The organism is Actinomycetospora sp. CA-053990 (assembly GCF_050948445.1).
Taxonomy (GTDB): domain Bacteria; phylum Actinomycetota; class Actinomycetes; order Mycobacteriales; family Pseudonocardiaceae; genus Actinomycetospora; species Actinomycetospora callitridis.
The window spans coordinates 350,866-371,943 of sequence record NZ_CP192043.1 but is presented as its reverse complement, the minus strand read 5'-3'; the positions used below and the strand labels follow the sequence as shown (position 1 = coordinate 371,943).

Here is a 21,078-nt window from a genome sequence, read left to right as displayed (position 1 = left end):
CCCTCGGCGCCTCCCGCCGGGCTGTATCGTCCCCCGCGGAGGATTGGCCGAGCGGCCTAAGGCGCACGATTGGAAATCGTGTAGGGCTCAACACCCTCACGGGTTCAAATCCCGTATCCTCCGCACCCGCTGACCAGCGGCGACGCCGGCCGGACCCTCGTGGCCCGGCCGGCGTTCGTGCTTCCGGGTCCCGCACTGCGGTGCCGCCCCGGCGGTCGGCCGGGACGGCACCGCCGGATCAGCGCGAGGTCCCGCGCCCGCCCGACGCGCCCGAGGTCGGCCGCCGTGCCGGCCGGGAGCCCCGGAGGCCTTCCGGGCGCCGGTGGCACGGCTCCGCGCGGAGCTGTCCGCGTCGTCGCCGTTCGATCGCCGTGGCGTCCTGTCGCGTTCCCCGGCGTCTCCGCCCGCGTCGTCGTCCACGCCGTCGCCCTCGGTCCCGGCGTCGGTCGCCACCGGAGTGGCGGCCTCCGCGGTCCCGGTGTCGGTCTGCACCGGGGTGTCGACGTCCACCGACCCGTCGACGTCGAGCGGGGCGATGGCATCGGCATCCACGTCCTCGCCGGCCCCCGTCGGGACCACGGCGCCGGCGTCGGCCTCTTCCGTGCCCGCCTCCTCCGTGCCGGCGGCCTCCGCCTCGGCCGCGGTGACGTCGGCGATCTCCTCGTCGCCGGAGCCCTCGTCCCCGGAACTCACCTCCCTGGAGCCCTCGTCCCCGGCGACGTCCTCCCGGGACGCCGGGAGCTCCCCGCCGTCCTCCTGCTCGCCGGAGCCGCCGGACGGCGGCGGTGCGACCGGTCTGGGCGCCGCGGTGCGACCCGGGTCCTGCCGCCGCGCCTGCACCGTCGCGGACAGGCGCTCGGCGCCCGCCGCGGCCTTCTCGCTCGCCCGCTCCCCCACGTCGAGCACCGGCGAGGACGCGTGGACGAGCGCGACGGCCAGGCGCCGCTGCGAGTCCACCACCTCGCCATAGATGCGGAACACGTCGTCGAACCAGGTCGCGACGGCGTCGGACACCATCGGTGGTGTCTGGTGCGGTGACGTCTGGCCGTACTTCTCGGAGGTCATGCGCCTCCCCGTCCTCGTGCCGGATGCCGTCCCGGGTGCTCGAGACGTCAGGAACGCTGCCTGGTGCCCGTCGCCCTCGATCGACACGCAGGTCATGCGGGGATCGGGCCGGAGTCAGGCCGATCGGCGCAGCGCCACCGACCGCCCGCGCGGGAGGCTGGCGCCAACCGTCCGGCCCCCGCCCCGCCCGACCGCGTCGTCGACGGCTGATGACACGGTGTCGGGCGTGCGCGGACTGCTGATCGCCCTGGTCGTGATCGTCGCCGTGCTGGTCGGCATCGACTTCGCGGCCCGTTGGGTCGCCGAGGACCGGGTGGGGGCGGCGCTGCAGAGCTCGCTGGACCTGCCGCAGTCGCCGGACGTCGACATCCGCGGCTTCCCGTTCCTCACCCAGGCCCTCGACGGGAGCTACGACGACGTCGGGCTCTCGGCGCCGGGCATCCGCTACGGCGAGCTGCGCGACCTCACGCTGACCGCGGACCTCTCCGGGGTGTCCCTGCCGCTGGAGAACCTGGTGAACGGGCAGGTCCGCGAGATCCCGGCCCGCCAGGTCACGGCGGCGGCGCGGGTCAACCCCACCGACCTCGCCCGGCTGCTCGACGTCGGCGACCTGACCATCGAGCCGCTGACCGAGGCCGACCTCGAGCGCCTGCGCTCCGAGGCCGAGGCCGACGACTCCGGCGCCTCGGGCAGCAGCGAGGCGCTGGCCGACGTCGACCCGGCGTCGTCGGTGCGCCTCACGTCGTCGACGACCGTGCAGGGCCAGCAGGTGCAGGTCGCGGTCATCGCGTCGTTCCGCCTCTCCGGCGGCCGCATCACCCTGTCGGCCCGCGACATCCGCGCCGAGGGCGGCGAGGGCGCGGCCGGGCAGGTCGCGGCGAGCGCCCTGCGCTCGCGGCTGTCGGGCTTCTCGACCAGCGTCGACCCCGGCGAGCTGCCGTTCTCCATCTCCGCGACGGAACTGCGCGCCGAGGACGGCGTCCTGGTGGTCTCGGGGACCGCACGGGACGTCGACCTCCTGGCCCGTCCGGGGTCCTGACACAGTGAGCCCATGCAGGACATCCGCTGGGGCATCGCGGGACCCGGCCGCATCGCCGCGAAGGTCGCCGAGGACCTGGCCCTGGTCGAGGGCGCGTCCCTCGTCGCCGTCGGCTCCCGGTCGGAGGAACGCGCCCGGGCGTTCGCCGACGACCACGGCGGTGCCGACGTGCGCGCGCACGGCAGCTACCGCGCCCTCGTCGACGACCCGGACGTCGACGTCGTCTACCTGGCGACGCCGCACCCCCAGCACGCCGCGCTCGCGGTGGCCTGCCTCGAGGCCGGCAAGGCCGTGCTGGTCGAGAAGACCTTCACGGCCACGCTGGCCGGGGCCTGGCGGGTGGTCGACACCGCACGCACCCAGGGCGTGTTCGCGATGGAGGCGATGTGGACCCGCTTCCAGCCCGCCGTCGTGCGTCTGCGGGAGCTCATCGCGCAGGGCGAGATCGGCGAGCCCCGCTCGGTGCAGGCCGACCTCGGCACGGTCCGCGACGTCGACCCGACCGACCGCCTGTTCGCCCCGGAGCTCGGCGGCGGCGCGCTGCTCGACCTGGGCGTCTACCCGGTGTCGTTCGCGCAGATGGTGCTGGGCACGCCCGACCGCGTGCACGCCGTCGCGTCCCGGGAGACCACCGGCGTCGACGCCGACGGCGCGATGTTGCTGTCCTGGGAGGACGGGCGCTACGCGACGCTGCAGACGTCCTTCCACAGCCCGTCGCCCGGGCAGGCGCGGGTCTTCGGCACCACGGGCTGGATCGACGTCCTCCCCCGGTTCCACCACCCGACGACGATCGTCCTGCACCACGACACGAACGACCCGGGCGAGCGGATCGAGCTGCCGCCCATCGGCGCGGGCTACAGCCACGAGCTCGTCGAGGTCACCGAGTGCCTGCGCTCCGGCGCGACCGAGAGCACGGTGATGCCGCTGGACGACACGCTCGCCGTGCAGGGCGTCCTCGCCGAGGCGGGAGACCAGCTGGGCCTCGTCTTCCGGGAGGACGACACGGCGGTGTGACCAGGGCCTACCCTGCACGCCAACGCCCGGGAGGTGGCATGGACGAGCCGGACCCGGCGGCGCGGGCGACGTCGCCGCACAGCGGACTGCGCCGGGCCACCACCGAGCGCGCGATCCTCGACTGTCTCGCCACCGAGGACGGCCCGCTGACCCGTGCCGAGCTGGCCCGCCGCACCGCGATCTCCCCGCCGGCCATCAGCGAGGCCGTGCGGCGCATGGAGTCGGACGCCGTGCTCGTCGCCGTCGGTCCGCGCTCCGGGGTCCCCGGCGCGGTCGCCACCCTCTACGACCTGGCCCCGGGCACGGGCGTCGTCGTCGCCGTGGAGATCAACCGCTCGGTGGTGCGGAGTGCCGTCGGCGACCTGACGGGCCGCACGCTGGAACGGTCCGACCACGACCCGCCGGAGGACGGGCACGTCGTCGCGGCGCGCCTGCACGAGGTCCTCGACACGCTCGCCCAGCGCTGGCTCGGCCACGGGCGCCCGGTGCGGGCGGTCGCGGTGTCGATCGCCAACCCCGTCGACCCGGCCACCGGGCGGGTCGTCGAGCTGCGGGAGTCCGCCTTCCCCGCGGGCGTGGTGGGCACCGACGACGTGCGCGGCGTCGACCCGTCGATGATCGTGCTCGACAACGACGTCAACTTCGCGGCGCTCGCCGAGCGCGACCACGGCGCCGCCTCCGGCACGTCCACGTTCGCCTACCTCTACGTCGGCGAGGGGCACAGCGTCGGCATGGGGCTCGTCCTCGACGGCGCGCTCGTCCGCGGCGCGCGGGGGCTCGCCGGGGAGATCGGCTACCTGCCGCTCGGCGAGGGCACGGGCCGCTTCCGCTTCGGGGAGCAGATCGCGGCGCAGGGGCTGCGGGCGAGCGCGGACGCCCTCGACGACGAGGTGCTCGCGCAGGCCGGCCGCACGCTCGGGGAGGCCGCCGTCGCCGTGTGCGCGACGGTCGACCCCGCGTTGCTCGTCCTCGGCGGGCCGGTCGGCCTCCTGCCGGGCCTGCTCCCGCACGTCGAGGCCACGGTCGCCGAGCTCGCCCCGCGGGAGGTGCCGGTGGCCGCAGGCGCGCTCGGCGAGACCGCGCCGCTGTGGGGCGCGCTGGCCGAGGCCCGCCGTCTCGCGTGGGACAACCTGGTCTCCGCGCGGGGCTGAGACCGGGTCACCCCAGCAGCCAGCCCGCGGCCTCCTCGAGCACCGCGCGCTCCGCCGCGTGGTCGTGCCCGACCGTCGCCGCGTCGCGGTGGGTGTCGAGCAGGACGTGCGTCGCCCCGAGGTCCCGCAGCTCGTCGAGATCGGCGCGGATCTGGTCGGGACGGCCCTGGCCTGCGAGGCGGTCGGCGTCGCGCCGGCGCTCGTCGGAGGGGTGCAGCACGATCCGCGGGGCGAGCGCGGGCACCGGGCGGCCGGCCTCGTCCGCGGCGCGCCGCAGCGCCGGCAGTCCCTCGGCCCGCAGCCAGCCCGCGGGCACGCGCAGGGGGTGCCAGGCCTGACCCCAGCGGACGGCGCGTCGGCGGGCGGCGTCGCCGTTGCCGCCGATCCACAGCGGCGGGTGCGGCCGGCGGTGCGGGCGCGGGCGGGTGTCGACGTCGGTGAAGGCGACGTGGCGCCCCGCGAAGCTCGCGACGTCGTCGCTCCACAGGGCGAGCAGCGCGCCGAGGTACTCGTCGGTGATCTCCCCGCGACGCCCCGGGTCGATGCCGAGCGCCGCGAACTCCGAGCGCGCCCACCCGACCCCGACGCCCACGATCAGCCGCCCGTCGCTGAGCTGGTCGAGGCCCGCGAGGCTGCGGGCCGTCTGCAGCGGGTCCCGGTACGGCACGACCAGGACGGTGGTGCCCAGCTCGACGCGCCGGGTGACGCCCGCGAGGTAGCCCAGCAGCGTCAGGGGCTCCCAGAACGGGCCCGGGTAGGCGGCGGTGACGTCCGGGGTCGCGGCGACGTGGTCGCCGACCATGAGGAAGTCGAAACCGGCGTCCTCCACCAGCGCGGCCCACGCGCGCAGCGAGTCGACCGTCGCGGCGGGGCCGAAGTTGGGGACGGTGACGCCGATCCTCATCCCGCGACCCCGACGGAGTCGCCGAGGGGGTCCCAGTCGAGCGTCACCGTCTCCCCGGAGCGCCGCGACCGCTCGGCCGCCCAGACGATCCGATGGCTCGTCAGCGTCTCGTCGAGCCCCGTGAGCACCGGGGACGGGTCGTCGTCGGCGACGGCGCGCAGGAAGGCGCGGACGAGCTCCTCGTCGCCCTCCTGGTGGGGCGGGCGGCCGTCGCCGGGCGTGAGCGTCTCGACGGCCTGGCCGGGGTGGGTGCGGAAGTCGTGGAAGCGCAGCACGTGGCCGTCGCCCTCCACCGCGCCGTGGGTGCCGAACACCCGGGTCTGGCGCGGCGCGAGCTCGGAGAACGCGGTGACGGTGTGCGTGGCCGTGATGCCGCTGTCGAACTCGAACGCGACGACCTGGTGGTCGACGACGTCGTTGTCGCAGCAGTAGACGCACCGGCCGTAGGGACCGGTGCGCAGCGCCTCGTCGAGGGCCTCCGCCGTCGGCACCTCGGTGACCGCCCCGAGCAGCTGGTGCTCCCACTCCGGGTCGCCCAGACACGACCGGTAGAGCCGCGGCGCCGAGTACGGGCACGTCGGCTCGACCGCGCAGTCCAGGCAGCGGGACGACGCGCCCTCGGGCTGCTTGTCGGACCGGAAGTGGCTCAGCCGGCCGAACGAGGACAGGCGGGTCGGGCGGTCGCCGACGAGGTGGGTCAGCAGGTCGACGTCGTGCGAGCACTTGGCGAGCAGCAGGGACGACGCGAGGTCCTCCCGGCGCCACTCCCCGCGCACGTAGGAGTGGGCGAAGTGCCAGGCGCCGACCGGCTCCAGGTGCTGCACCGACACGAGGTCGCCGATCCGCCCCGCCCGCAGGGCCGCGACGAGCGCCGCGGTGTAGGGCGCGTAGCGCAGCGGGTGGCAGATCGAGAAGAGGACGCCGGTCCGGCGCACGACCTCGGCGACGCGCAGCGCGGCGGCCTCGTCCGGGGCGATCGGCTTCTCGACGAGCAGGTGCACGCCGCGCTCGGCGAACGCGATCGCGGGGTCGACGTGGTCGTGGTCCTGGGTCGCGATCACGACGACGTCGACGAGGTCCGCGCGCTCGGCCAGCTCGGTCCACCGCGCGAACCGGGCCTGCTCCGGGACGTCGCAGGCGTCGGCCAGGCGTTCGCGGCGCTCCCGGCGCGGTTCGGCGATCGCCGTCACGAGCCCGCCCGCCAGGCGGACGTTCCGGGCGTGCAGACGACCCCGACCGCCGGCACCGACGATCGCGACCCGGACCGGACGTGACCCGAGGCTCACGCGCGTTCCTCCCTGCTGTTGCCCCCGCCGGGGGACATCCTGCCCCCGACGGGGCTACGCCGTCGCCGACGAATGGTCCGCAACCGGAGCATCGGGGCGGACCGGACGCCACAAGGCGCCCTCGATCGACTCCGGGCTGCCCGGCGCGGCGGCCCGCAACGCCGCCAGCTCGCCCTGGTGCTCGGCCATGTCCAGCGCCGAGAGCGCCGCGTCGAACGCGTCCTCGGTGTCGACGACGGCGTCGCGCAGCTCCGGCGGGATGCGGGGGTCGGCGTCGACGACCGCGCGGCGGGCCGTCGCCGAGCGCTTCACGACGGGCCCGGTGTGGACCCTCGGGTAGATCTCGAGCACCGTGGCCGGCCCGGCGTCGTCGAACGGCCACACCGCGAGCCCGGCGGCCCGCAGCCGCGCGAGGTGGGGCATACCCCGCAGCGAGCCGGTGCCGACGGCGCCCGCGCCCCCGATCTGGAACGTCGAGCGGGGATCGAGGCCGTCGGCGCGGGCGGCCTCCTCGGTGGCCCGGTACCCCGGCCGCGCCGGGTCGTGCGGCGGGCGCGGTGTCGGTCCCCGGCCCCAGAACGGCGGCCGGCAGGCCCGCAGCCACTCCTCGCCGTCGCGGGCCACGAGGCCCCACAGGGCCGTGATGTCCCCGCACCCGTGCTCGCGGGCGAACCACGCGGGCAGGCCGAAGGAGAAGTCCAGACCGACGACGAGGGGCGTCTCGGCGGCGCGGGCGAGCAGGTGCTCGGTGAGGCCGTCGCGGTCGAGACCGGCGCGGACGTCGACGAGGCGGCCCGGTCGGGCGCTCGCGAGGCGGATCCGCCGGTGGGATGCGCGGGCGTCCCCCGACCAGTCCACCGCGAGCACCTCCACGACTCCATGGTGCCGCCGCCGGCCGCGTCCCACCGGCCCGCCGTTCGTCGTCCACGAGTCGCCGCTCGTCGCGCGTTGCCCACCGCCGATCCCGCTCAACCGACCACCACGCTTTCCGGTGGGCCTTCGTCGCACCGATTGCCCGGCTCCGAGGGGCGGGGTTGAGTCCACGGCGACCGTTCATCGCAGCACTGATTGCGACGAACGGTCGCTCCCGTTCCGCCCTCTGCGAGGAGTCCTGCCATGTTCCGACGCGTTGCCGCCACCCTGTCGGCATCGGTCGCCCTGTCCGCCGCCGGGCTGCTCGCCGCGGCCCCGCTGGCCTCGGCCGACCCCGTTCCCACCGACGACGGCGACACCGGGATCGCGCTGCTCAACGACCTGACCGTGCTGCCCGTCCAGGCCTGCGGGGTGGACGCCGGCGTCCCGATCCTGTCCGACGTCCTCGGCGGCAGTGACGCGGCGCCGTCGGACATCACCTGCGCGGTGGTGGACGACGACGAGGACGACTAGGCCGGAGCCGCTCCGGCGCCGGAGCCGGGCCGGACCTCAGCCGACGAGGGTCCGGCTCGGTTCGGCCGTCGAGATCGCCGGGATGCGCATCCGGACCGCCGTGCCGACGCCGGGCCGGGTGTCGACGTGGACGTCGCACTGCGACCCGAAGGCGGCGTGGAGCCGGCGGGAGACCTCGGCGATGCCGCCGTGACGGCGGTCGACCTGTGACGCGGTGCGCGTGGCCTCGGGACCCATGCCGGCGCCGTCGTCCGACACGGTGATCACGCAGTCGGACCCGGAGCCCGAGGCGAACACGCTGACCGCGCCGCCCCCGGGGACCGGCTCGATGCCGTGGCGCACGGCGTTCTCGACCAGGGGCGCCACGACGAAGGGCGGCACCAGGACCCCGCGCACCTCGGGGGCGACGGCGACCTCCGCCCGCAGCCGCGCACCGAACCGCGCCTGCTCGAGGGTGAGGTAGCGCTCGGCGTTGTGGAGCTCGTCGCCGACCGTCGTCAGCTCGCCCCCGGAGCGGAACGAGTACCGCGTGAAGTCGGCGAACTCGGTGAGCAGCTCGCGGGCCCGGGACGGGTCGGTGCGCACGTAGGACGCGATCGCGGTGAGCGTGTTGTGCACGAAGTGCGCCGAGAAGCGCGAGCGCAGGGCCGACTCGACGTCCTCGGGCGACGGCGCCGTGACGATGTCGGCGACGGTGGCCGACGGGCGGGCGCGCAGCCCGCCGCTCGGGGACTCGGCGGTCTCGAGGTCGTCGAGCTCGAGGTCGGTGTCGACCACCGGCGCCGCGAGCACCGGGGCCGCGACCGTGGCCGGGTGCGCTGCGCGCAGCCCCTGCCACGCCGGGCGCTCGAGCAGCCCGGTGGCGGTCCAGCGGCGGTGCTCCACCTGGCCGACCAGGCGCGGGACCAGCCAGCGCGCGGCACCGCGCGCGTCCTCGGGCACCACGTCGACGAACGGGTTCTCGGGCCGCTCGAGCGCGCTCAGCACGCCGTCGAGCTCGCGCCGCGCCGCGGCGGTGACCCCGGTGAGCACGCGGCCCGAGTAGCGCAGCCCCGACTCGCCCGGCACCCCGACGAGCAGCGCCCCGACCGTGTCCGGCCGCCCCCGGGCCGGAACCCAGCCGCCGACCACGACGTCCTGGACACGACGCACGGGCGTCTCGATCCAGCTCCGCGAGCGCCGGCCGACCTGGTAGGTGGACTCGAGGCGCTTGGCGACCACGCCGTCCAGGCCGTAGCGCCGCGCCGTGGTGACCACGGCCTCGGCGCCCACACCGGTGAAGTACGGGGGGATGACGACGCGGCTGCCGGAGAGGTCGAGCTCGGTGAGCAGCTCGCGACGCTGGCGGTAGGGCAGGCGGCGCGTCGACACGCCGGCCACCTCCAGCACGTCGAACACGTAGTAGGAGACCGGCACGCGCGCCTGCAGGATCTCCGACGGGTGGGCGACACGGGCCCGGCGGCGCAGCTTGCCGGCGCTGGGGCGGCCCACCCCGTCGAGGGCGACGACGACCCCGTCGAGCACGAGCCCGCCGGTGCCCGTCCAGGGCGCCGCGATCCCGAGCTCCGGGAAGTGCGACGTGACGTCGCGCCCGGCGTCGGTGACCAGCCGCAGCCCCTCGTCACCGGTGCGCGCGAGGCAGCGCAGCCCGTCCCAGAGGAACTCGAACGCCCAGCCCGCGCCGCGCGGGACGTCGCCCGCGCTCGCGAGCATGGGGCGCCCCGGCGAGGCCTCGGCGTGGTCGGCGGACGACGTGACGCCGAGCTCCCCGGTCGTGAGAGCAGACACCCCTGCCATCGGTGCCACCTCCCCGACCCGCTCGCCACCGCCGGCGGGGTGATCGCCGGCGGGGTCCACGGTATCCGCGCACCCCGACGGTGGCACCGTCGTCGCGGACGCGGCGCGCGCGGACTGCGACCGGGGAACGGTGAGCAGCGACGAACGGTGGAACGGCGTGTCGCGGGTGGGCGAGCAGGCTCAGGCCGCCGCCAGCCCGACCGCGACGACCGTCGACGGCCGCGCGGGCACGGGGCCCGTGGGTTCGACCGAGACCGCCCACCCGCGCGGCGCCGGGTCCCCGGGTCCGGACGGCTGGGCCGTCGCTTCCAGGGGGCGTGTCACCCCGTCGGCGGGGTCCATGACCGCCACGGCGACCGGGGCGTTGCCCGGCATGCCGGTGGCCCACAGGACGTAGTCGCGCTGGTTGCCGGTCGCGGGGAGGTCCAGCGACACCATGCGGACCGGGGCCGTGGCGTCACCCGGGTCGAGGACCACCGCGGCCGGGTTGCCGTCCGCCCCGCGCAGCACCGCGGAGCGCAGGCCGGGGTCGCGGGACCGGGCGTCGTCGACCACCCGGTCGGCCTGCTGGTCCAGCGCCACCGCCGGGGTGTCCGGCGGCGCCTCCTGGGTGGGCAGCACGCCGCGCGCCACGATGAGGCCCACGCCGAGCACCACCGCGGCGACCAGGCCGCCGGCGGCGGTGACGAGCCGCCGCGAGCGGGGCCGCGGGGTCGGGCCGGCGGGCCGGGGGCCGTCGGGAGTGCGGGGTCCGTGGGTGACCGGGTGGGTGACCGGGCGGGCCGGGGCCGGCCTGCGCACCGGACGGACCGGCGTCCCGGGCTCGGCCCGGGCCGCGGTGAGGACCCGACCCTTCAGCTCGGCGGGCGGCTCGAGGGACGGGACCGCGGCACCGAGGGCGGCGACCACCTCGAGGGCCTCGTCGAAGGCGCGACGGCAGTCGGCGCAGTGCGGCAGGTGGGCCTGCACGGCGCGTTCCTCGTCGGGCTCGAGCGCGGAGAAGGCGGCGCCGACGGCGTCGGCCCGCTGAGGACAGGTGCTCACGCGAGGTCCCCGAGCGCATCCGCCGAGGAGCCGAGGACGGGGCCGAGCAGGACGCGCAGCCGTGCCACGCCCGCGAACATCCGCGACTTCACGGTGCCGATCGGCACGCCGGTGAGGCTCGCGACCTCCCGCTGGGAGTAGCCGCCGTAGTAGGCGAGCCCGAGCGCGGTGCGCTGCTCGGTGGGCAGCCGCCCCATCGCCGCACGGACCTGCTCGCCGATCACCGCGCCGAGCGCCTGGCGCGCGGCGGACGGGCCCGCGGCGGGCACGCCCTCGTCCGGCTCGCCCGTGGTCGGGTGGTGGCGACGGCGGGTGGCCTCGCGGCGCACGGCGTCGACCGCCTTGTGGTGCACCAGCGTCATCAGCCAGCTCGCGACGGCGCCGCGCCCCGGGTCGAACTTCCCGGGGTCGCGCCAGAGCGCGAGGAAGACCTCCTGGACGACGTCCTCGGCCAGCCCGTCGTCGGCGCAGATGCGCCGCGCGAGCGAGTAGGCCGGGCGCCCGTAGCGCTGGTAGAGGGCGTCGAGCGCCGCGGTCTCGCGGTCGGAGAGACGGACGAGCAGCGCGGCGTCGGCGGCCGCCGCCTCGCTCCCCGCCGGCCCAGCGGACCCAGCGGACCCAGCGGGCACCGCGGGCTCCGCCGCCTCGGCGGGCGGCGTCACTGACATCGGGGAACGGCCACGCCGCCCGTCCCGTGCCGTGCCGGCTGCTGCGGACGGGCCCCCCACCTCGGGTGGGGCGTCCGCACGAGCCGGCATCAGGGGCAGGGACACGCGGCCACCTCCTCCGTCGGGGATCACTGCGCACCGTTCGCCCGCCGGTGGTCGGCGGTTCGGCCGTTCGGCCGGTGTGGTGCAGAGAATCCGGAGGTGTCACCTACGTCCTGACTGCGAGGTCCTCCCGCGTCACCGGGGCCCGGTCCTCCTCCAGCTCCGCCCGCAGGTCGTCCCTGGCCTGCTCCAGCGCCCGCAGACGCCGCCCGCGCGCCGGCATCCGGTCGTCCGCCATCAGCGCCACGATCTCGGCCTCGACCGCCGCGAGCCGCGCCCGCGCCGCGGCCCGCCCGACGACCTGCTCGGCCGCGTCGGCGACCTCCCGGGCCGCGCGCCGGTGCGTGGCGCCGCCGATCCACCGCGTCGCCCGCCGCCACATCGCTCGGAGCTCCATCAGCCCCTCCTCGTCGTCGGTGGCAACGACTAAACCGGTTCAAAGCCAGGGTCCGCAAGGGGTGCGTCGGAGCCGATCGCCTGCATTTGAACCGGTTCACCTGCGATCGGTCTCCTGGGTGCCGACCACGACGGGGGAGGATCGGGGCGTGGAGACGGGCGGACGCGCGGGCGGGCGGGTCACGCTCGCGACCGTGGCGAGCGCCCTCGGCGTCTCCCGGGCCACCGTGTCCAACGCCTACAACCACCCCGAGCGCCTGAGCCCGCGCCTGCGCAGCCGCGTGCTGCGCACGGCGGGCGAGCTGGGCTACGCGGGCCCCGATCCGCTCGCGGCGACGCTCTCGCGGGGCCGGGTGAACGCGCTGGGCCTGGTCCACGGAGCACCGATGTCGTTCGGGTTCAGCGACCCGGCCGCGGTGCTGTTCCTCCAGGGCGTCAGCGAGGTGTGCGAGCGCGAGGACCTCGCCCTGGTGCTCATCGCCGGCGGGCCGGACAGTGCCGTCGCCCGCGTCGCGCTCGTCGACGCCATGATCTGTTACTGCGACGTGCCCGCCGAGGGCGGACTCGCGGCCATCGTCGACCGCGGCCTGCCCTTCGTCGTCGTCGACGGCCCACGGTTGCCCGGCGCCGGGCACGTCGGGATCGACGACCGCGGCGGCGCCGCCTCCGCGGCCCGCCACCTGCTCGACCTCGGCCACACCCGCCTCGGCGTCGTCGCCATGCCCCTGATCGAGGACGGGTGGGAGGGCACGGCCGACCAGGACCGCCAGGACCGGGCCCACTACCGCGCGTCCTGCGAGCGCCTGCGGGGCTACCGGGAGGTCGTCGAGGGGGCCGGGCACGCGTGGTCGGCGGTGCCTGTCGAGGAGCGCGTGCCCTACGGGCGCGACGCGGGGCGCCAGGCCGCCGCCGCCCTGCTGGCCCGGCGCCCGCGCCCCACCGCCCTGCTCGCGATGAGCGACGAGCTCGCCCTCGGCGCGATGGCGGCCGCCGCGGACGCCGGCCTGTCGGTGCCCGGCGACGTGGCGATCGTCGGCTTCGACGACGTGCCCGCGGCCGCCGACGCCCACCCCGCGCTGACCACCGTGCGCCAGCCGCACCGGGAGAAGGGCCGGCGCGCCGCGGAGCTGCTGCTGCGCCCCGGCGTCGCCGGCGACGAGCACCGCCTGCCGGTCGAGCTGGTCGTCCGCGCCTCCACCGGCCCCCCGCCCGGGCGGTGACCCGACCCCTCCGTTCGGAGGGTTCCGGACCGTCCGCGCAGACACCGTGCGGGTCGCCGCGTCCGGTTACGGTGACCGGGAGCGGTGAAGCAGGTCACGGGACCCGGAAGGTTGCACATGGCTGGTCAGTGGTTCGAGTCGGTCGCCGAGGCCCATCGGCGGGCGAAGAAGGAGCTCCCGAAGTCGGTCTACGGCGCCCTGGTGGCCGGGAGCGAGGCGGGGGCGACCCTCGAGGACAACATGGCGGCGTTCCGGGAGCTCGAGTTCCTGCCGCACGTGTGCGACCTGCCGTTCGAGAAGGACCTGTCCACCACGGTGATGGGCCAGGACGTCTCGATGCCGGTGATCATCTCGCCGACCGGTGTGCAGGCCGTGGACCCGGAGGGCGAGGTCGCGGTGGCCCGCGCGGCGAAGAACGCCGGCACCGCGATGGGGCTCAGCTCGTTCGCCAGCCGCTCGGTCGAGGACGTCCTCGAGGCCAACGAGAAGACGTTCTTCCAGATGTACTGGGTGGGCGACCGCGACACCCTCGCCGCCCGCGCGGAGCGCGCCAAGAAGGCGGGCGCCAAGGGACTCATCGTCACCCTCGACTGGTCGTTCTCCCACGGACGGGACTGGGGCAGCCCGGCCATCCCGGAGAAGATGGACCTCAAGACGCTCATCAAGTACATCCCGGAGGGCGTCACCCGGCCGCGCTGGGGCCTGCGGATGCTGCGCGCGGGCAAGATCCCCGACCTCACGGTGCCGAACATCCCCGTCGGCGGCGAGGAGCCCCCGACCTTCTTCGGCGCGTACGGGCAGTGGATGTTCACCCCGCCGCCCACCTGGGCCGACGTCGCCTGGCTGCGCGAGCAGTGGGACGGGCCGTTCTGCGTCAAGGGCATCACCCGCATCGACGACGCGAAGCGCGCCGTGGACGCCGGTGCCACCGCGATCCAGGTGTCGAACCACGGCGGCAACAACCTCGACTCCACCCCGGCGCCGATCCGCGTGCTCCCCGGGATCGTCGAGGCCGTCGGCCGCGAGGTCGAGGTCATCCTCGACGGCGGCATCCGGCGCGGCAGCGACGTCGTCAAGGCCCTGGCGCTCGGCGCCCGGGCGGTGGCCATCGGGCGTGCCTACCTCTGGGGCCTCGCCGCCAACGGCCAGCCCGGCGTCGAGAACGTCTTCGAGATCCTGCGCAGCGGCATCGGCTCGGGGCTCATGGGCCTGGGCAAGAGCTCGGTGCACGAGCTCGCCCCCGAGGACCTGATCATCCCGCCGAACTTCACCCGGCAGGCCGTGAGCTGAGCAGCCGCATCGACGCGAAGGGCCCCTCCCGGAATCCGGGAGGGGCCCTTCGTCGTCAGGGGCGGTAGCGGTGGGATTCGAACCCACGGTGGGCAGAACCCACACGCGCTTTCGAGGCGCGCTCCTTTGGCCGCTCGGACACGCTACCGACGTCAAGATTACGGGACGCGGTCCTCGCGCCGACGACCGGGCCAGAAGTCGACCATGAGCGCGGCGCACCGGGCCTCGAGCACCCCGCCGAGCACCTCGGGGCGGTGGTTGAGCCGCCGGTCGCGCACCACGTCCCACAGGGAGCCAGCGGCACCGGTGCGCGGCTCCCAGGCCCCGAACACGATCCGGTCGACGCGGGCGAGCACCGCCGCGCCGGCGCACATGGTGCAGGGCTCGAGGGTGACGACGAGCGTGCAGCCGCCGAGGCGCCAGTGATCGCCGTGGTGCCGGGCGGCCTCGCGCAGGGCGAGGATCTCGGCGTGGGCGGTGGGGTCGCCGGTGGCCTCGCGGGCGTTGGCCGCCGCGGCGAGCTCCCGGCCGTCGGCGTCGATCACCAGCGCGCCGACGGGCACGTCGTCACCGGACGTCCGTGCCACCTCGATCGCACGGGACATCCACTGCTCAGGCGTCAGCGGTCTCCACGACCTTCGCCAGCTCGTCGGCGAATCCGCAGCGACGGGCGATCGCGGTGAGCTGCTCGTCCGGGTAGAGGTCGATCTCCTCGACCAGCACGGCGAGCTCGTCGGCGGGGACGCCGAGGTCGGCCAGCATCCCGAGGTCGCCCTCGGGCCACGGGTCGTCGTCGGCCTCGTCCTCGTCGGGCACCTCGAGGCGCAGCAGGTCGAGCACGTCGGCGGCGACGTCGTAGTCGAGCGCGGCGACCGCGTCGGAGAGCAGCAGCGCCACCCCGCCGGGCGTGGGGCGCACGAGCACGAAGAACTCGTCGTCGACGTCGAGCAGACCCAGCACGGCGCCGGTGGACCGCAGGCCGCGCAGCGCGCTGATGGCGGAGTCGAGGTCGGCGAGGCTGTCGCGTTCCATGGCGACCGCGCGCCAGCGACCCTCCTCGCGCGTGACGGCCACCGCCCACCCGTCGAGGGGCGCGACGGTGCCGGCGCCCCCGCGTGTCGCGGCGGCGCCTGCGGACCCCTGACCTGCCATGGCCCTACGGTAGGTCCGGGCAAGTGTCCAGTGGAAGTCCGGCGAGGTCACGGAAGCGCCGGACGGTCGTCGGCGCAGGGCCTCCGGCCGTCCGGGGGTACGCCGGTGGGTGAACCGGGATGCGGCGACTTCACGGTGGGGGTGCCAGGATCGGACGGGTGAGCGCTCCGGAGCGGCGAGCGGGCGGGCGCCGCGCGGCGCACCGTGCCCCGGAGCGCGCCCTGCTGGCCGAGGCCCGCGCCCTGCAACCACGGACGCTGGAGCTGCGGCGCGCCCTGCACCGGCACCCCGAGATCGGCCTGACGCTGCCCGTCACCCAGGCCGCCGTGCTCTCCGCGCTCGAGGACCTGCCGCTCGAGGTCGACACCGGCCGGGAGTGCAGCTCGGTGGTCGCCGTCCTGCGCGGTGCGCGGCCGGGGCCGTCGGTGCTCGTGCGCGCGGACATGGACGCGCTGCCGATGAACGAGGACACGGGGCTGCCGTTCTCCTCCGAGGTCGACGGCGCCATGCACTCGTGCGGGCACGACCTGCACACCGCGATGCTGGCGTCCACCGCCCGGCTGCTCGCCGGACGGCGCGACCGCCTCGCCGGCACCGTCGTCCTCATGTTCCAGCCCGGCGAGGAGAGCTCCCACGGCGCGCGCATGATGATCGCCGAGGGGCTGCTCTCGGCCGACGGGCCGGGCGGGACGCCCGAGTCGGCGATGGCCCTGCACGTCACGTCGCGCCTCGCGGCGGGCACGCTGCAGACCCGCCCCGACTCGATCATGGCGTCGTCCGACGACCTCCACGTGACGGTCACCGGGCGAGGTGGGCACGCCTCCGCTCCGCACGACGCGCTCGATCCGGTGCCCGCGGCGGCGGCGATGGTCGGCGCGCTGCAGACGATGGTGACGCGGCGGGTCAGCGCCTTCGACCCGGCCGTGCTCACCGTGGCCCACATCAGCGCCGGCACCACCACCAACGTCATCCCCGAGACCGCGACGCTCGAGGGCACCGTCCGCACGCTGTCGGAGGAGACCCGGGCCCGCGTGCTCGACGAGGTCACGCGGGTGTGCACCGGCGTGGCCGACGCCTACGGCTGCACCTGCGAGGTCGAGATCGAGGCCGGCTACCCGGTGACGGTCAACGACCCGGACGTCGCCGACCGGGTGGCCGACGCCGGGCGCTCCGTGCTCGGGTCGCGCTTCGTCGAGCCGATGCCGGACCCGATCATGGGCTCGGAGGACTTCTCCTACGTGCTCGGGCGCGTGCCCGGCGCGCTGGCGTTCCTCGGGGCGTGCCCGGCGGACGTCGACCCGGCCGAGGCGCCGCCGAACCACTCCAACCGCGTCGTGTTCGACGAGGACGCCATGGTCGCCGGGGTGGCCCTGTACTCGGGGTACGTCCTGGACGCCCTCCGGCGGGCCTGAGCCTCCGCTCGGCCCCCGTTCGGGCGCACCTCCCTCACTCTCCCGGGTCGTCCTAGGGTCGGCCCCGTGGAAGCTGTCGTCGAATCCGCAGGTGCCACCCTCGCCGCCGCGCAGCACCGCCCCGTGTGCGTGATCGGCCTCGGCCTCATCGGCGGCTCGTTGCTGCGCGCCGCCACCGACGCCGGCCGGTCCGCCTGGGGCGCGTCCGCCTCGACGACGACCGCCGAGAAGGCCGCCGCCGACGGCTACGACGTCGCCGTCTCGGTCGACGCGGCGCTCGCCCGCGCCGCCGCCGAGGACGCCCTGGTCGTGCTGGCCGTCCCGCTCACGGCGCTGGAGGACGTGCTCGCCGTCGTGGCCCGCGAGGCCCCCGGGTGCCGGCTCACCGACGTCACCAGCGTGAAGGGCCCGGTGGCCGAGGCCGCGGCCCGCCGGGCGCCCGCCACCCGCTTCGTCGGCGGTCACCCGATGACCGGCACCGAGTTCTCCGGGTGGGACGCCGGGTCGCTGCAGCTCTTCCACGAGAAGGTCTGGGTGGTCGCGACCGAGGACGACGCCGACCTCGAGGTGTGGGTCGACGTCGCCGCCCTCGCGCTGGCCTGCGGGGCGGTCGTCGTGCCCGCCGCCGCCGACGAGCACGACCTCGCCGTCGCCCGGATCTCGCACCTGCCGCACCTGCTCGCGGCCGTGCTCGCCTCCGTGGGCGCCGACGGCGGCGAGCTGGCCCTGGCGCTGGCCGCGGGGTCGTTCACCGACGGCACCCGCGTGGCCGCCACCCGTCCCGAGCTCACCGCCGCGATGTGCGAGGGCAACCGCGCCGCGCTCCTGTCGTCCCTCGACGACGCCCTGGGGCGTCTCGGCGCCGCCCGCGGCTCGCTGGCCTCCACCGGGGGCTGCTGGCCACGCTCACCGCCGGCCACGACGGCCGGGAGGCGCTCGACGCGGCCCGGCGGGCCCGCCGCGAGGTGCGCATCGACCTCGAGGGCACGCCTGCGGAGTTCCTCGAGGCCATGCGCGAGGTGGGCCGCACCGGCGGCCGGGTCATCGGCTGGACGCCCGAGGCCCTGGAGGCGGCGCTCGGGAGCGAGGACTAGCGGGCTACGGGTCGGTCGGTCCCGGGCCGCCGTCGAACCGCCGGCGCAGCAGCCACAGGGCGGCCGCGTCCGGCGCGGGGGGCGCCTGTCGCCTCGCGGGCGCCGACGAGGAGTGGATCGACCTCTCGAAGGCCCGGTCCAGCGCCACGTGGGCGCGATCGACCGCGGCCTGGGCACGCCCGAGCACCGCGAACGTGTCGTGGCGCCGGCCACGGCCGCTCCCCGCCGGGGGGACGCTCTCGGGGTGGGGTGGCACGGCGGTCCTCCGTCCGTCGGTCCGCGTCCGGCCGGGTTGCCGGTGTCGCGATCGACTATTCGCGGGTGGTGGCGGTGGCCTTCGCACCGTGGGCCCGGCGGCCGACGACCTCGGAGACCAGCCAGCGGGCGACCTCGACGAGCTTCATGTTGGTCTCCTGCGAGGACTTCACGAGCAGCGCGAAGGCGCCGTCGTCGTCGAGCGTGAAGCGCTCCATGATGATGCCCTTCGCCTGACCGATGAGGTCACGGCTGTCGACCGCCCGTTGCAGGTGGCCGGCGTTCTCCGCGCCGTAGAACAGCAGGGCGGCCTGGGCGCCGAAGAGGCCGGCGAGGATCCGGGAGTGCTCGTCGAAGACGTCCGCGTCGTGGGCGTAGAGGTTCAGCGCGGCGCGGGGGCGGGCGGCGACCCGGAGCTGGGTCGACAGCAGGGCCCGGTAGCCCTGCTCGACGGCGACGGGGGCGAATCGGGGCCATCGCTGCGCGTCGGCACCGGCGAGGTCCTGGGCGACGACGACCCCGTCCTCGGACTGCGTCGCGAGAGCCGTCAGGCAGGGGCCCTCGCCGACCGCGGTCTGCGCCTCGTCGAGCCTGCGGATCGTCTCCGTCGTGGGGTGCCGTGTGCAGACACCCCCGCCCTCGGTCAGCGAGACGCTGCCCTCGTCCACCCCGGGGATCGTCTCCACGGCCGCGGTGACGATCTGCTCCAGCGTCACCTCGAGGTCGCGGAGGCCGCGGCAGCTGCTCAGCTCGTCGGCGCTGCGGCGCATCGCCTCGACGAGCTTCTCACCGTCGACGTCGCTCATCGGTCCCGTTCCTCCGGGGGGTGCTCACCGCGCGGGAACCGCGCAGCTCGGCCGACCCACGATACGGCAGTCGGGCGGAGATCACTGGGGTTCGCGGCGGTCGTGGGGCGCGTCGGCCCGCTCAGAACAGCGTGTCGTGCTGGGGCGTGCGCTCGCGACGGGCGTGGCGGGGCCGCCGCGAGGACGTCGTCGACGGGAGCGGAGACGCCGAGGACGACACGGTGGCCGGCGGGCCCGCGTGCGCTCCCTCCCGTGGCGCGTGCGGGGCGACGCGGACCCAGTCACCCCCCGAGTCCCCCGAGCGGTACGGCGTACCCCGGCGCTTGGCGATCACCCCGGACAGCCGCTGGGCGACGACGCCGGCGAGCAGGGCGGACCCGTCGTCGTAGGCCGGCGAGATCTGGATGCGGGTGGCCCGCGACAGGTCGAGCCGCGAGAGCACCGCCCGCCGCTCCTCGAGGGGCCGGGGGTCGAGCGGCACGCCGTAGAGCCGCATGACGTCGTAGACCATGAAGACCGCGGGACGCTCGCGGGCCAGCGCCCGGGCGCGGGTGGCGTCCTCCACCCCGAGACGCTCGCCCAGGGCGTCGGCCGAGGGGCTCCCGCCGTCGAGCATCACGGCCTCGCCGTCGAGCAGGCCGTCGGCGACGGCGTCGACGAGCCCCGCGAACTCGGGGAACCGCGCGGTGACGTCCTCGCCGTCGGCGGTGCACAGCGTCAGCTCGCCCTGATCGACGTCGGCGAGCAGGCGGACCCCCGCCCAGTCGACCTCGTAGCTCCACGCGCCCTCGACCGGCAGGTCGCCGGGGACGGGGAGCATCGGGAGCACGAAGCCATCGTGCCCCCGCCCACCGACAACGGCGGGGACCGGGGTCGGCGCGTCATTGACTGGGACGAGTGGTGCCGGTGGGGCATGCTGGTGGCTTCGCACGGTGGGCAGACCACGCACCGTGCCCGCCGAGAGGGGCCGATGATGCGCGCGATCTGGAACGGCGCCGTGTCGTTCGGGCTCGTGAACGTGCCGGTGCGGCTCTACGCCGCCACCAGCAACCACGACATCCGTTTCCACCAGGTGCACGAGCGCGACGGCGGACGCATCCGCCAGAAGCGCACCTGCTCGGTCTGCGGCGAGGAGGTCCAGTACTCCGAGATCGCCAAGGGCTACGAGACCGACGACGGCCAGCTGATCATGCTGGACGACGACGACCTCTCGACGCTGCCGGTGGCGAGCGGGCACGAGATCGACGTCGTGCAGTTCGTGCCCTCGGACCAGATCGACGCCCTGCTGCTCGACAAGAGCTACTACCTCGAGCCCGAGAGCAAGGCGGTCAAGCCCTACGCGCTGCTGCGCGAGGCGCTGCGGGAGACCGACCGCATGGCCGTGGTCAAGGTGGCGCTGCGGCAGCGGGAGACGCTGGCGCTGCTGCGGGTGCGCGACAACGCGATCGTGCTGCAGACGATGCTCTGGCCCGACGAGGTGCGCGAGCCCGAGTTCGAGACCCTGCGCACCGAGGTCGAGCTGCGCCCGCAGGAGATGCAGATGGCGTCCTCGCTGGTCGAGAGCCTCTCGGGCGACTTCCAGTCCGACCAGTTCGAGGACGACTACCGCCAGGCGATGGTCGACCTCATCGACTACAAGATCGAGCACGGCGGTGGGCGTCCCACGCCGGAGGCCGCGCCCGCCGAGGAGGGCGACGACATGACCGACCTCCTCACCGCGCTGCGCCGCAGCGTCGAGGCGGCCGGGGGCAAGGCACCGGCCGAGGAGCCCGCGGCCGCGTCGTCGGACACGGCGGACGAGACCGGGGACGCACCGGCCGAGGAGAGGCCGAAGCGCTCGCGCTCGAAGAAGACCGCGGAGAAGAAGGACGAGGCCCCCGCCGAGGAGGCGCCGAAGAAGTCCTCCACCCGCAAGTCGTCGAAGAAGAAGTCCGACGAGGACGAGGACGAGGAGGCCGCGACGGCCAAGGGCGGGCGCAGCAAGACCGCCTGAGGCG

The 21,078-nt window shown here is 75.7% G+C and carries 21 protein-coding genes, 2 tRNA genes and 1 pseudogene; 10 read left to right on the top strand and 14 right to left on the bottom strand.

The annotated features are described in order from the left end of the window. The first annotated feature begins 37 nt into the window (after nucleotides 1-37). Nucleotides 38-123, top strand: a tRNA-Ser gene (locus ACQPYN_RS01855). Here the strand turns inward: ACQPYN_RS01855 and ACQPYN_RS01850 are convergent. Next, complete coding sequence (locus tag ACQPYN_RS01850; protein WP_433032665.1) at nucleotides 97-1,065, bottom strand: hypothetical protein; 969 nt, start codon at nucleotides 1,063-1,065, stop codon at nucleotides 97-99. The two genes, ACQPYN_RS01855 and ACQPYN_RS01850, sit on opposite strands and share 27 nt — an antisense overlap. Before the next feature lie 226 nt (nucleotides 1,066-1,291). Here ACQPYN_RS01850 and ACQPYN_RS01845 point away from each other — a divergent pair, with 226 nt between their 5' ends. Genes ACQPYN_RS01845 through ACQPYN_RS01835 form a run of 3 tightly spaced genes read left to right on the top strand, consistent with a single transcriptional unit; the run spans nucleotide 1,292 to nucleotide 4,269 of the window. After that, complete coding sequence (locus ACQPYN_RS01845) at nucleotides 1,292-2,104, top strand: LmeA family phospholipid-binding protein (RefSeq protein ID WP_433032662.1); 813 nt, start codon at nucleotides 1,292-1,294, stop codon at nucleotides 2,102-2,104. Nucleotides 2,105-2,116: 12 nt separating this feature from the next. Beyond that, nucleotides 2,117-3,118 (top strand): Gfo/Idh/MocA family protein, encoded by a 1,002-nt coding sequence (locus ACQPYN_RS01840; protein WP_433032659.1) that lies wholly within the window; start codon nucleotides 2,117-2,119, stop codon nucleotides 3,116-3,118. A 38-nt stretch (nucleotides 3,119-3,156) separates the two neighbouring features. Continuing rightward, nucleotides 3,157-4,269, top strand: coding sequence for an ROK family transcriptional regulator (locus tag ACQPYN_RS01835; RefSeq protein WP_433032656.1), 1,113 nt, complete (start codon nucleotides 3,157-3,159; stop codon nucleotides 4,267-4,269). Nucleotides 4,270-4,276: 7 nt separating this feature from the next. Here ACQPYN_RS01835 and ACQPYN_RS01830 read toward each other — a convergent pair whose 3' ends face one another. From ACQPYN_RS01830 to ACQPYN_RS01820, 3 genes are read right to left on the bottom strand one after another with little or no spacing between them, the layout of a single operon-like run. Further along, complete coding sequence (locus tag ACQPYN_RS01830; protein WP_433032653.1) at nucleotides 4,277-5,173, bottom strand: TIGR03619 family F420-dependent LLM class oxidoreductase; 897 nt, start codon at nucleotides 5,171-5,173, stop codon at nucleotides 4,277-4,279. Further along, nucleotides 5,170-6,459, bottom strand: a complete 1,290-nt coding sequence (locus tag ACQPYN_RS01825) for a Gfo/Idh/MocA family protein (RefSeq protein ID WP_433032650.1) — start codon at nucleotides 6,457-6,459, stop codon at nucleotides 5,170-5,172. The genes ACQPYN_RS01830 and ACQPYN_RS01825 overlap by 4 nt, the downstream gene beginning before the upstream one ends. A 54-nt stretch (nucleotides 6,460-6,513) precedes the next feature. Continuing rightward, nucleotides 6,514-7,332: a hypothetical protein gene (locus ACQPYN_RS01820; RefSeq protein WP_433032647.1), complete on the bottom strand. Its 819-nt coding sequence runs from the start codon at nucleotides 7,330-7,332 to the stop codon at nucleotides 6,514-6,516. 243 nt (nucleotides 7,333-7,575) lie between these two features. Between ACQPYN_RS01820 and ACQPYN_RS01815 the strand changes: the two genes are divergently transcribed. Beyond that, nucleotides 7,576-7,845, top strand: a complete 270-nt coding sequence (locus ACQPYN_RS01815) for a hypothetical protein (RefSeq protein ID WP_433032644.1) — start codon at nucleotides 7,576-7,578, stop codon at nucleotides 7,843-7,845. 36 nt (nucleotides 7,846-7,881) lie between these two features. Here ACQPYN_RS01815 and ACQPYN_RS01810 read toward each other — a convergent pair whose 3' ends face one another. From ACQPYN_RS01810 to ACQPYN_RS01795, 4 genes are all read right to left on the bottom strand, one after another. Beyond that, nucleotides 7,882-9,633, bottom strand: a complete 1,752-nt coding sequence (locus ACQPYN_RS01810; RefSeq protein ID WP_433032641.1) for a histidine kinase — start codon at nucleotides 9,631-9,633, stop codon at nucleotides 7,882-7,884. 189 nt (nucleotides 9,634-9,822) lie between these two features. Next, nucleotides 9,823-10,686, bottom strand: a complete 864-nt coding sequence (locus ACQPYN_RS01805) for a hypothetical protein (RefSeq protein ID WP_433032638.1) — start codon at nucleotides 10,684-10,686, stop codon at nucleotides 9,823-9,825. Continuing rightward, nucleotides 10,683-11,315 carry an RNA polymerase sigma factor gene (locus ACQPYN_RS01800; protein WP_433032635.1) on the bottom strand — a complete coding sequence of 211 codons (633 nt, stop codon included), beginning with the start codon at nucleotides 11,313-11,315 and terminating at the stop codon, nucleotides 10,683-10,685. The genes ACQPYN_RS01805 and ACQPYN_RS01800 overlap by 4 nt, the downstream gene beginning before the upstream one ends. A gap of 247 nt (nucleotides 11,316-11,562) precedes the next feature. Further along, nucleotides 11,563-11,853 carry a hypothetical protein gene (locus ACQPYN_RS01795; protein WP_433032632.1) on the bottom strand — a complete coding sequence of 97 codons (291 nt, stop codon included), beginning with the start codon at nucleotides 11,851-11,853 and terminating at the stop codon, nucleotides 11,563-11,565. 148 nt (nucleotides 11,854-12,001) lie between these two features. Here ACQPYN_RS01795 and ACQPYN_RS01790 point away from each other — a divergent pair, with 148 nt between their 5' ends. Together ACQPYN_RS01790 and mftD are read left to right on the top strand one after the other, a co-directional pair. After that, entirely contained in the window at nucleotides 12,002-13,072 is a 1,071-nt protein-coding gene (locus ACQPYN_RS01790; protein WP_433032629.1) for a LacI family DNA-binding transcriptional regulator, read from the top strand. A 117-nt stretch (nucleotides 13,073-13,189) separates the two neighbouring features. Beyond that, complete coding sequence (gene mftD, locus ACQPYN_RS01785; RefSeq protein WP_433032626.1) at nucleotides 13,190-14,362, top strand: pre-mycofactocin synthase MftD; 1,173 nt, start codon at nucleotides 13,190-13,192, stop codon at nucleotides 14,360-14,362. 62 nt (nucleotides 14,363-14,424) lie between these two features. Here mftD and ACQPYN_RS01780 read toward each other — a convergent pair. The 3 genes from ACQPYN_RS01780 to ACQPYN_RS01770 form a co-directional block, all read right to left on the bottom strand. Next, nucleotides 14,425-14,510, bottom strand: a tRNA-Ser gene (locus ACQPYN_RS01780). A 10-nt stretch (nucleotides 14,511-14,520) separates the two neighbouring features. After that, the gene (locus ACQPYN_RS01775) at nucleotides 14,521-14,967 is read right to left on the bottom strand and encodes a nucleoside deaminase (RefSeq protein WP_433032623.1); all 447 of its coding nucleotides are present in this window, start codon (nucleotides 14,965-14,967) and stop codon (nucleotides 14,521-14,523) included. Nucleotides 14,968-14,974: 7 nt separating this feature from the next. Further along, complete coding sequence (locus ACQPYN_RS01770; RefSeq protein ID WP_274188682.1) at nucleotides 14,975-15,514, bottom strand: tRNA adenosine deaminase-associated protein; 540 nt, start codon at nucleotides 15,512-15,514, stop codon at nucleotides 14,975-14,977. A 221-nt stretch (nucleotides 15,515-15,735) separates the two neighbouring features. Here ACQPYN_RS01770 and ACQPYN_RS01765 point away from each other — a divergent pair, with 221 nt between their 5' ends. Further along, nucleotides 15,736-16,926 carry a M20 metallopeptidase family protein gene (locus tag ACQPYN_RS01765; protein WP_433038662.1) on the top strand — a complete coding sequence of 397 codons (1,191 nt, stop codon included), beginning with the start codon at nucleotides 15,736-15,738 and terminating at the stop codon, nucleotides 16,924-16,926. 129 nt (nucleotides 16,927-17,055) lie between these two features. Beyond that, nucleotides 17,056-18,020, top strand: a pseudogene (locus ACQPYN_RS01760) (prephenate dehydrogenase). Between the two features lie 4 nt (nucleotides 18,021-18,024). Here the strand turns inward: ACQPYN_RS01760 and ACQPYN_RS01755 are convergent. The 3 genes from ACQPYN_RS01755 to ACQPYN_RS01745 form a co-directional block, all read right to left on the bottom strand. Further along, nucleotides 18,025-18,276 carry a hypothetical protein gene (locus tag ACQPYN_RS01755; RefSeq protein WP_433032619.1) on the bottom strand — a complete coding sequence of 84 codons (252 nt, stop codon included), beginning with the start codon at nucleotides 18,274-18,276 and terminating at the stop codon, nucleotides 18,025-18,027. A 55-nt stretch (nucleotides 18,277-18,331) separates the two neighbouring features. Then, on the bottom strand, nucleotides 18,332-19,081 hold the full coding sequence (locus tag ACQPYN_RS01750; protein ID WP_433032616.1) for a GAF and ANTAR domain-containing protein: 750 nt from the start codon (nucleotides 19,079-19,081) through the stop codon (nucleotides 18,332-18,334). A 121-nt stretch (nucleotides 19,082-19,202) separates the two neighbouring features. Further along, on the bottom strand, nucleotides 19,203-19,901 hold the full coding sequence (locus ACQPYN_RS01745; protein WP_433038660.1) for a hypothetical protein: 699 nt from the start codon (nucleotides 19,899-19,901) through the stop codon (nucleotides 19,203-19,205). 153 nt (nucleotides 19,902-20,054) lie between these two features. On the opposite strand from ACQPYN_RS01745, the gene ACQPYN_RS01740 reads away from it, so the two are divergent. Beyond that, a complete protein-coding gene (locus ACQPYN_RS01740; protein ID WP_433032613.1) occupies nucleotides 20,055-21,074 on the top strand; it encodes a Ku protein in 1,020 nt (339 codons plus the stop codon). Nucleotides 21,075-21,078: the final 4 nt, after the last annotated feature.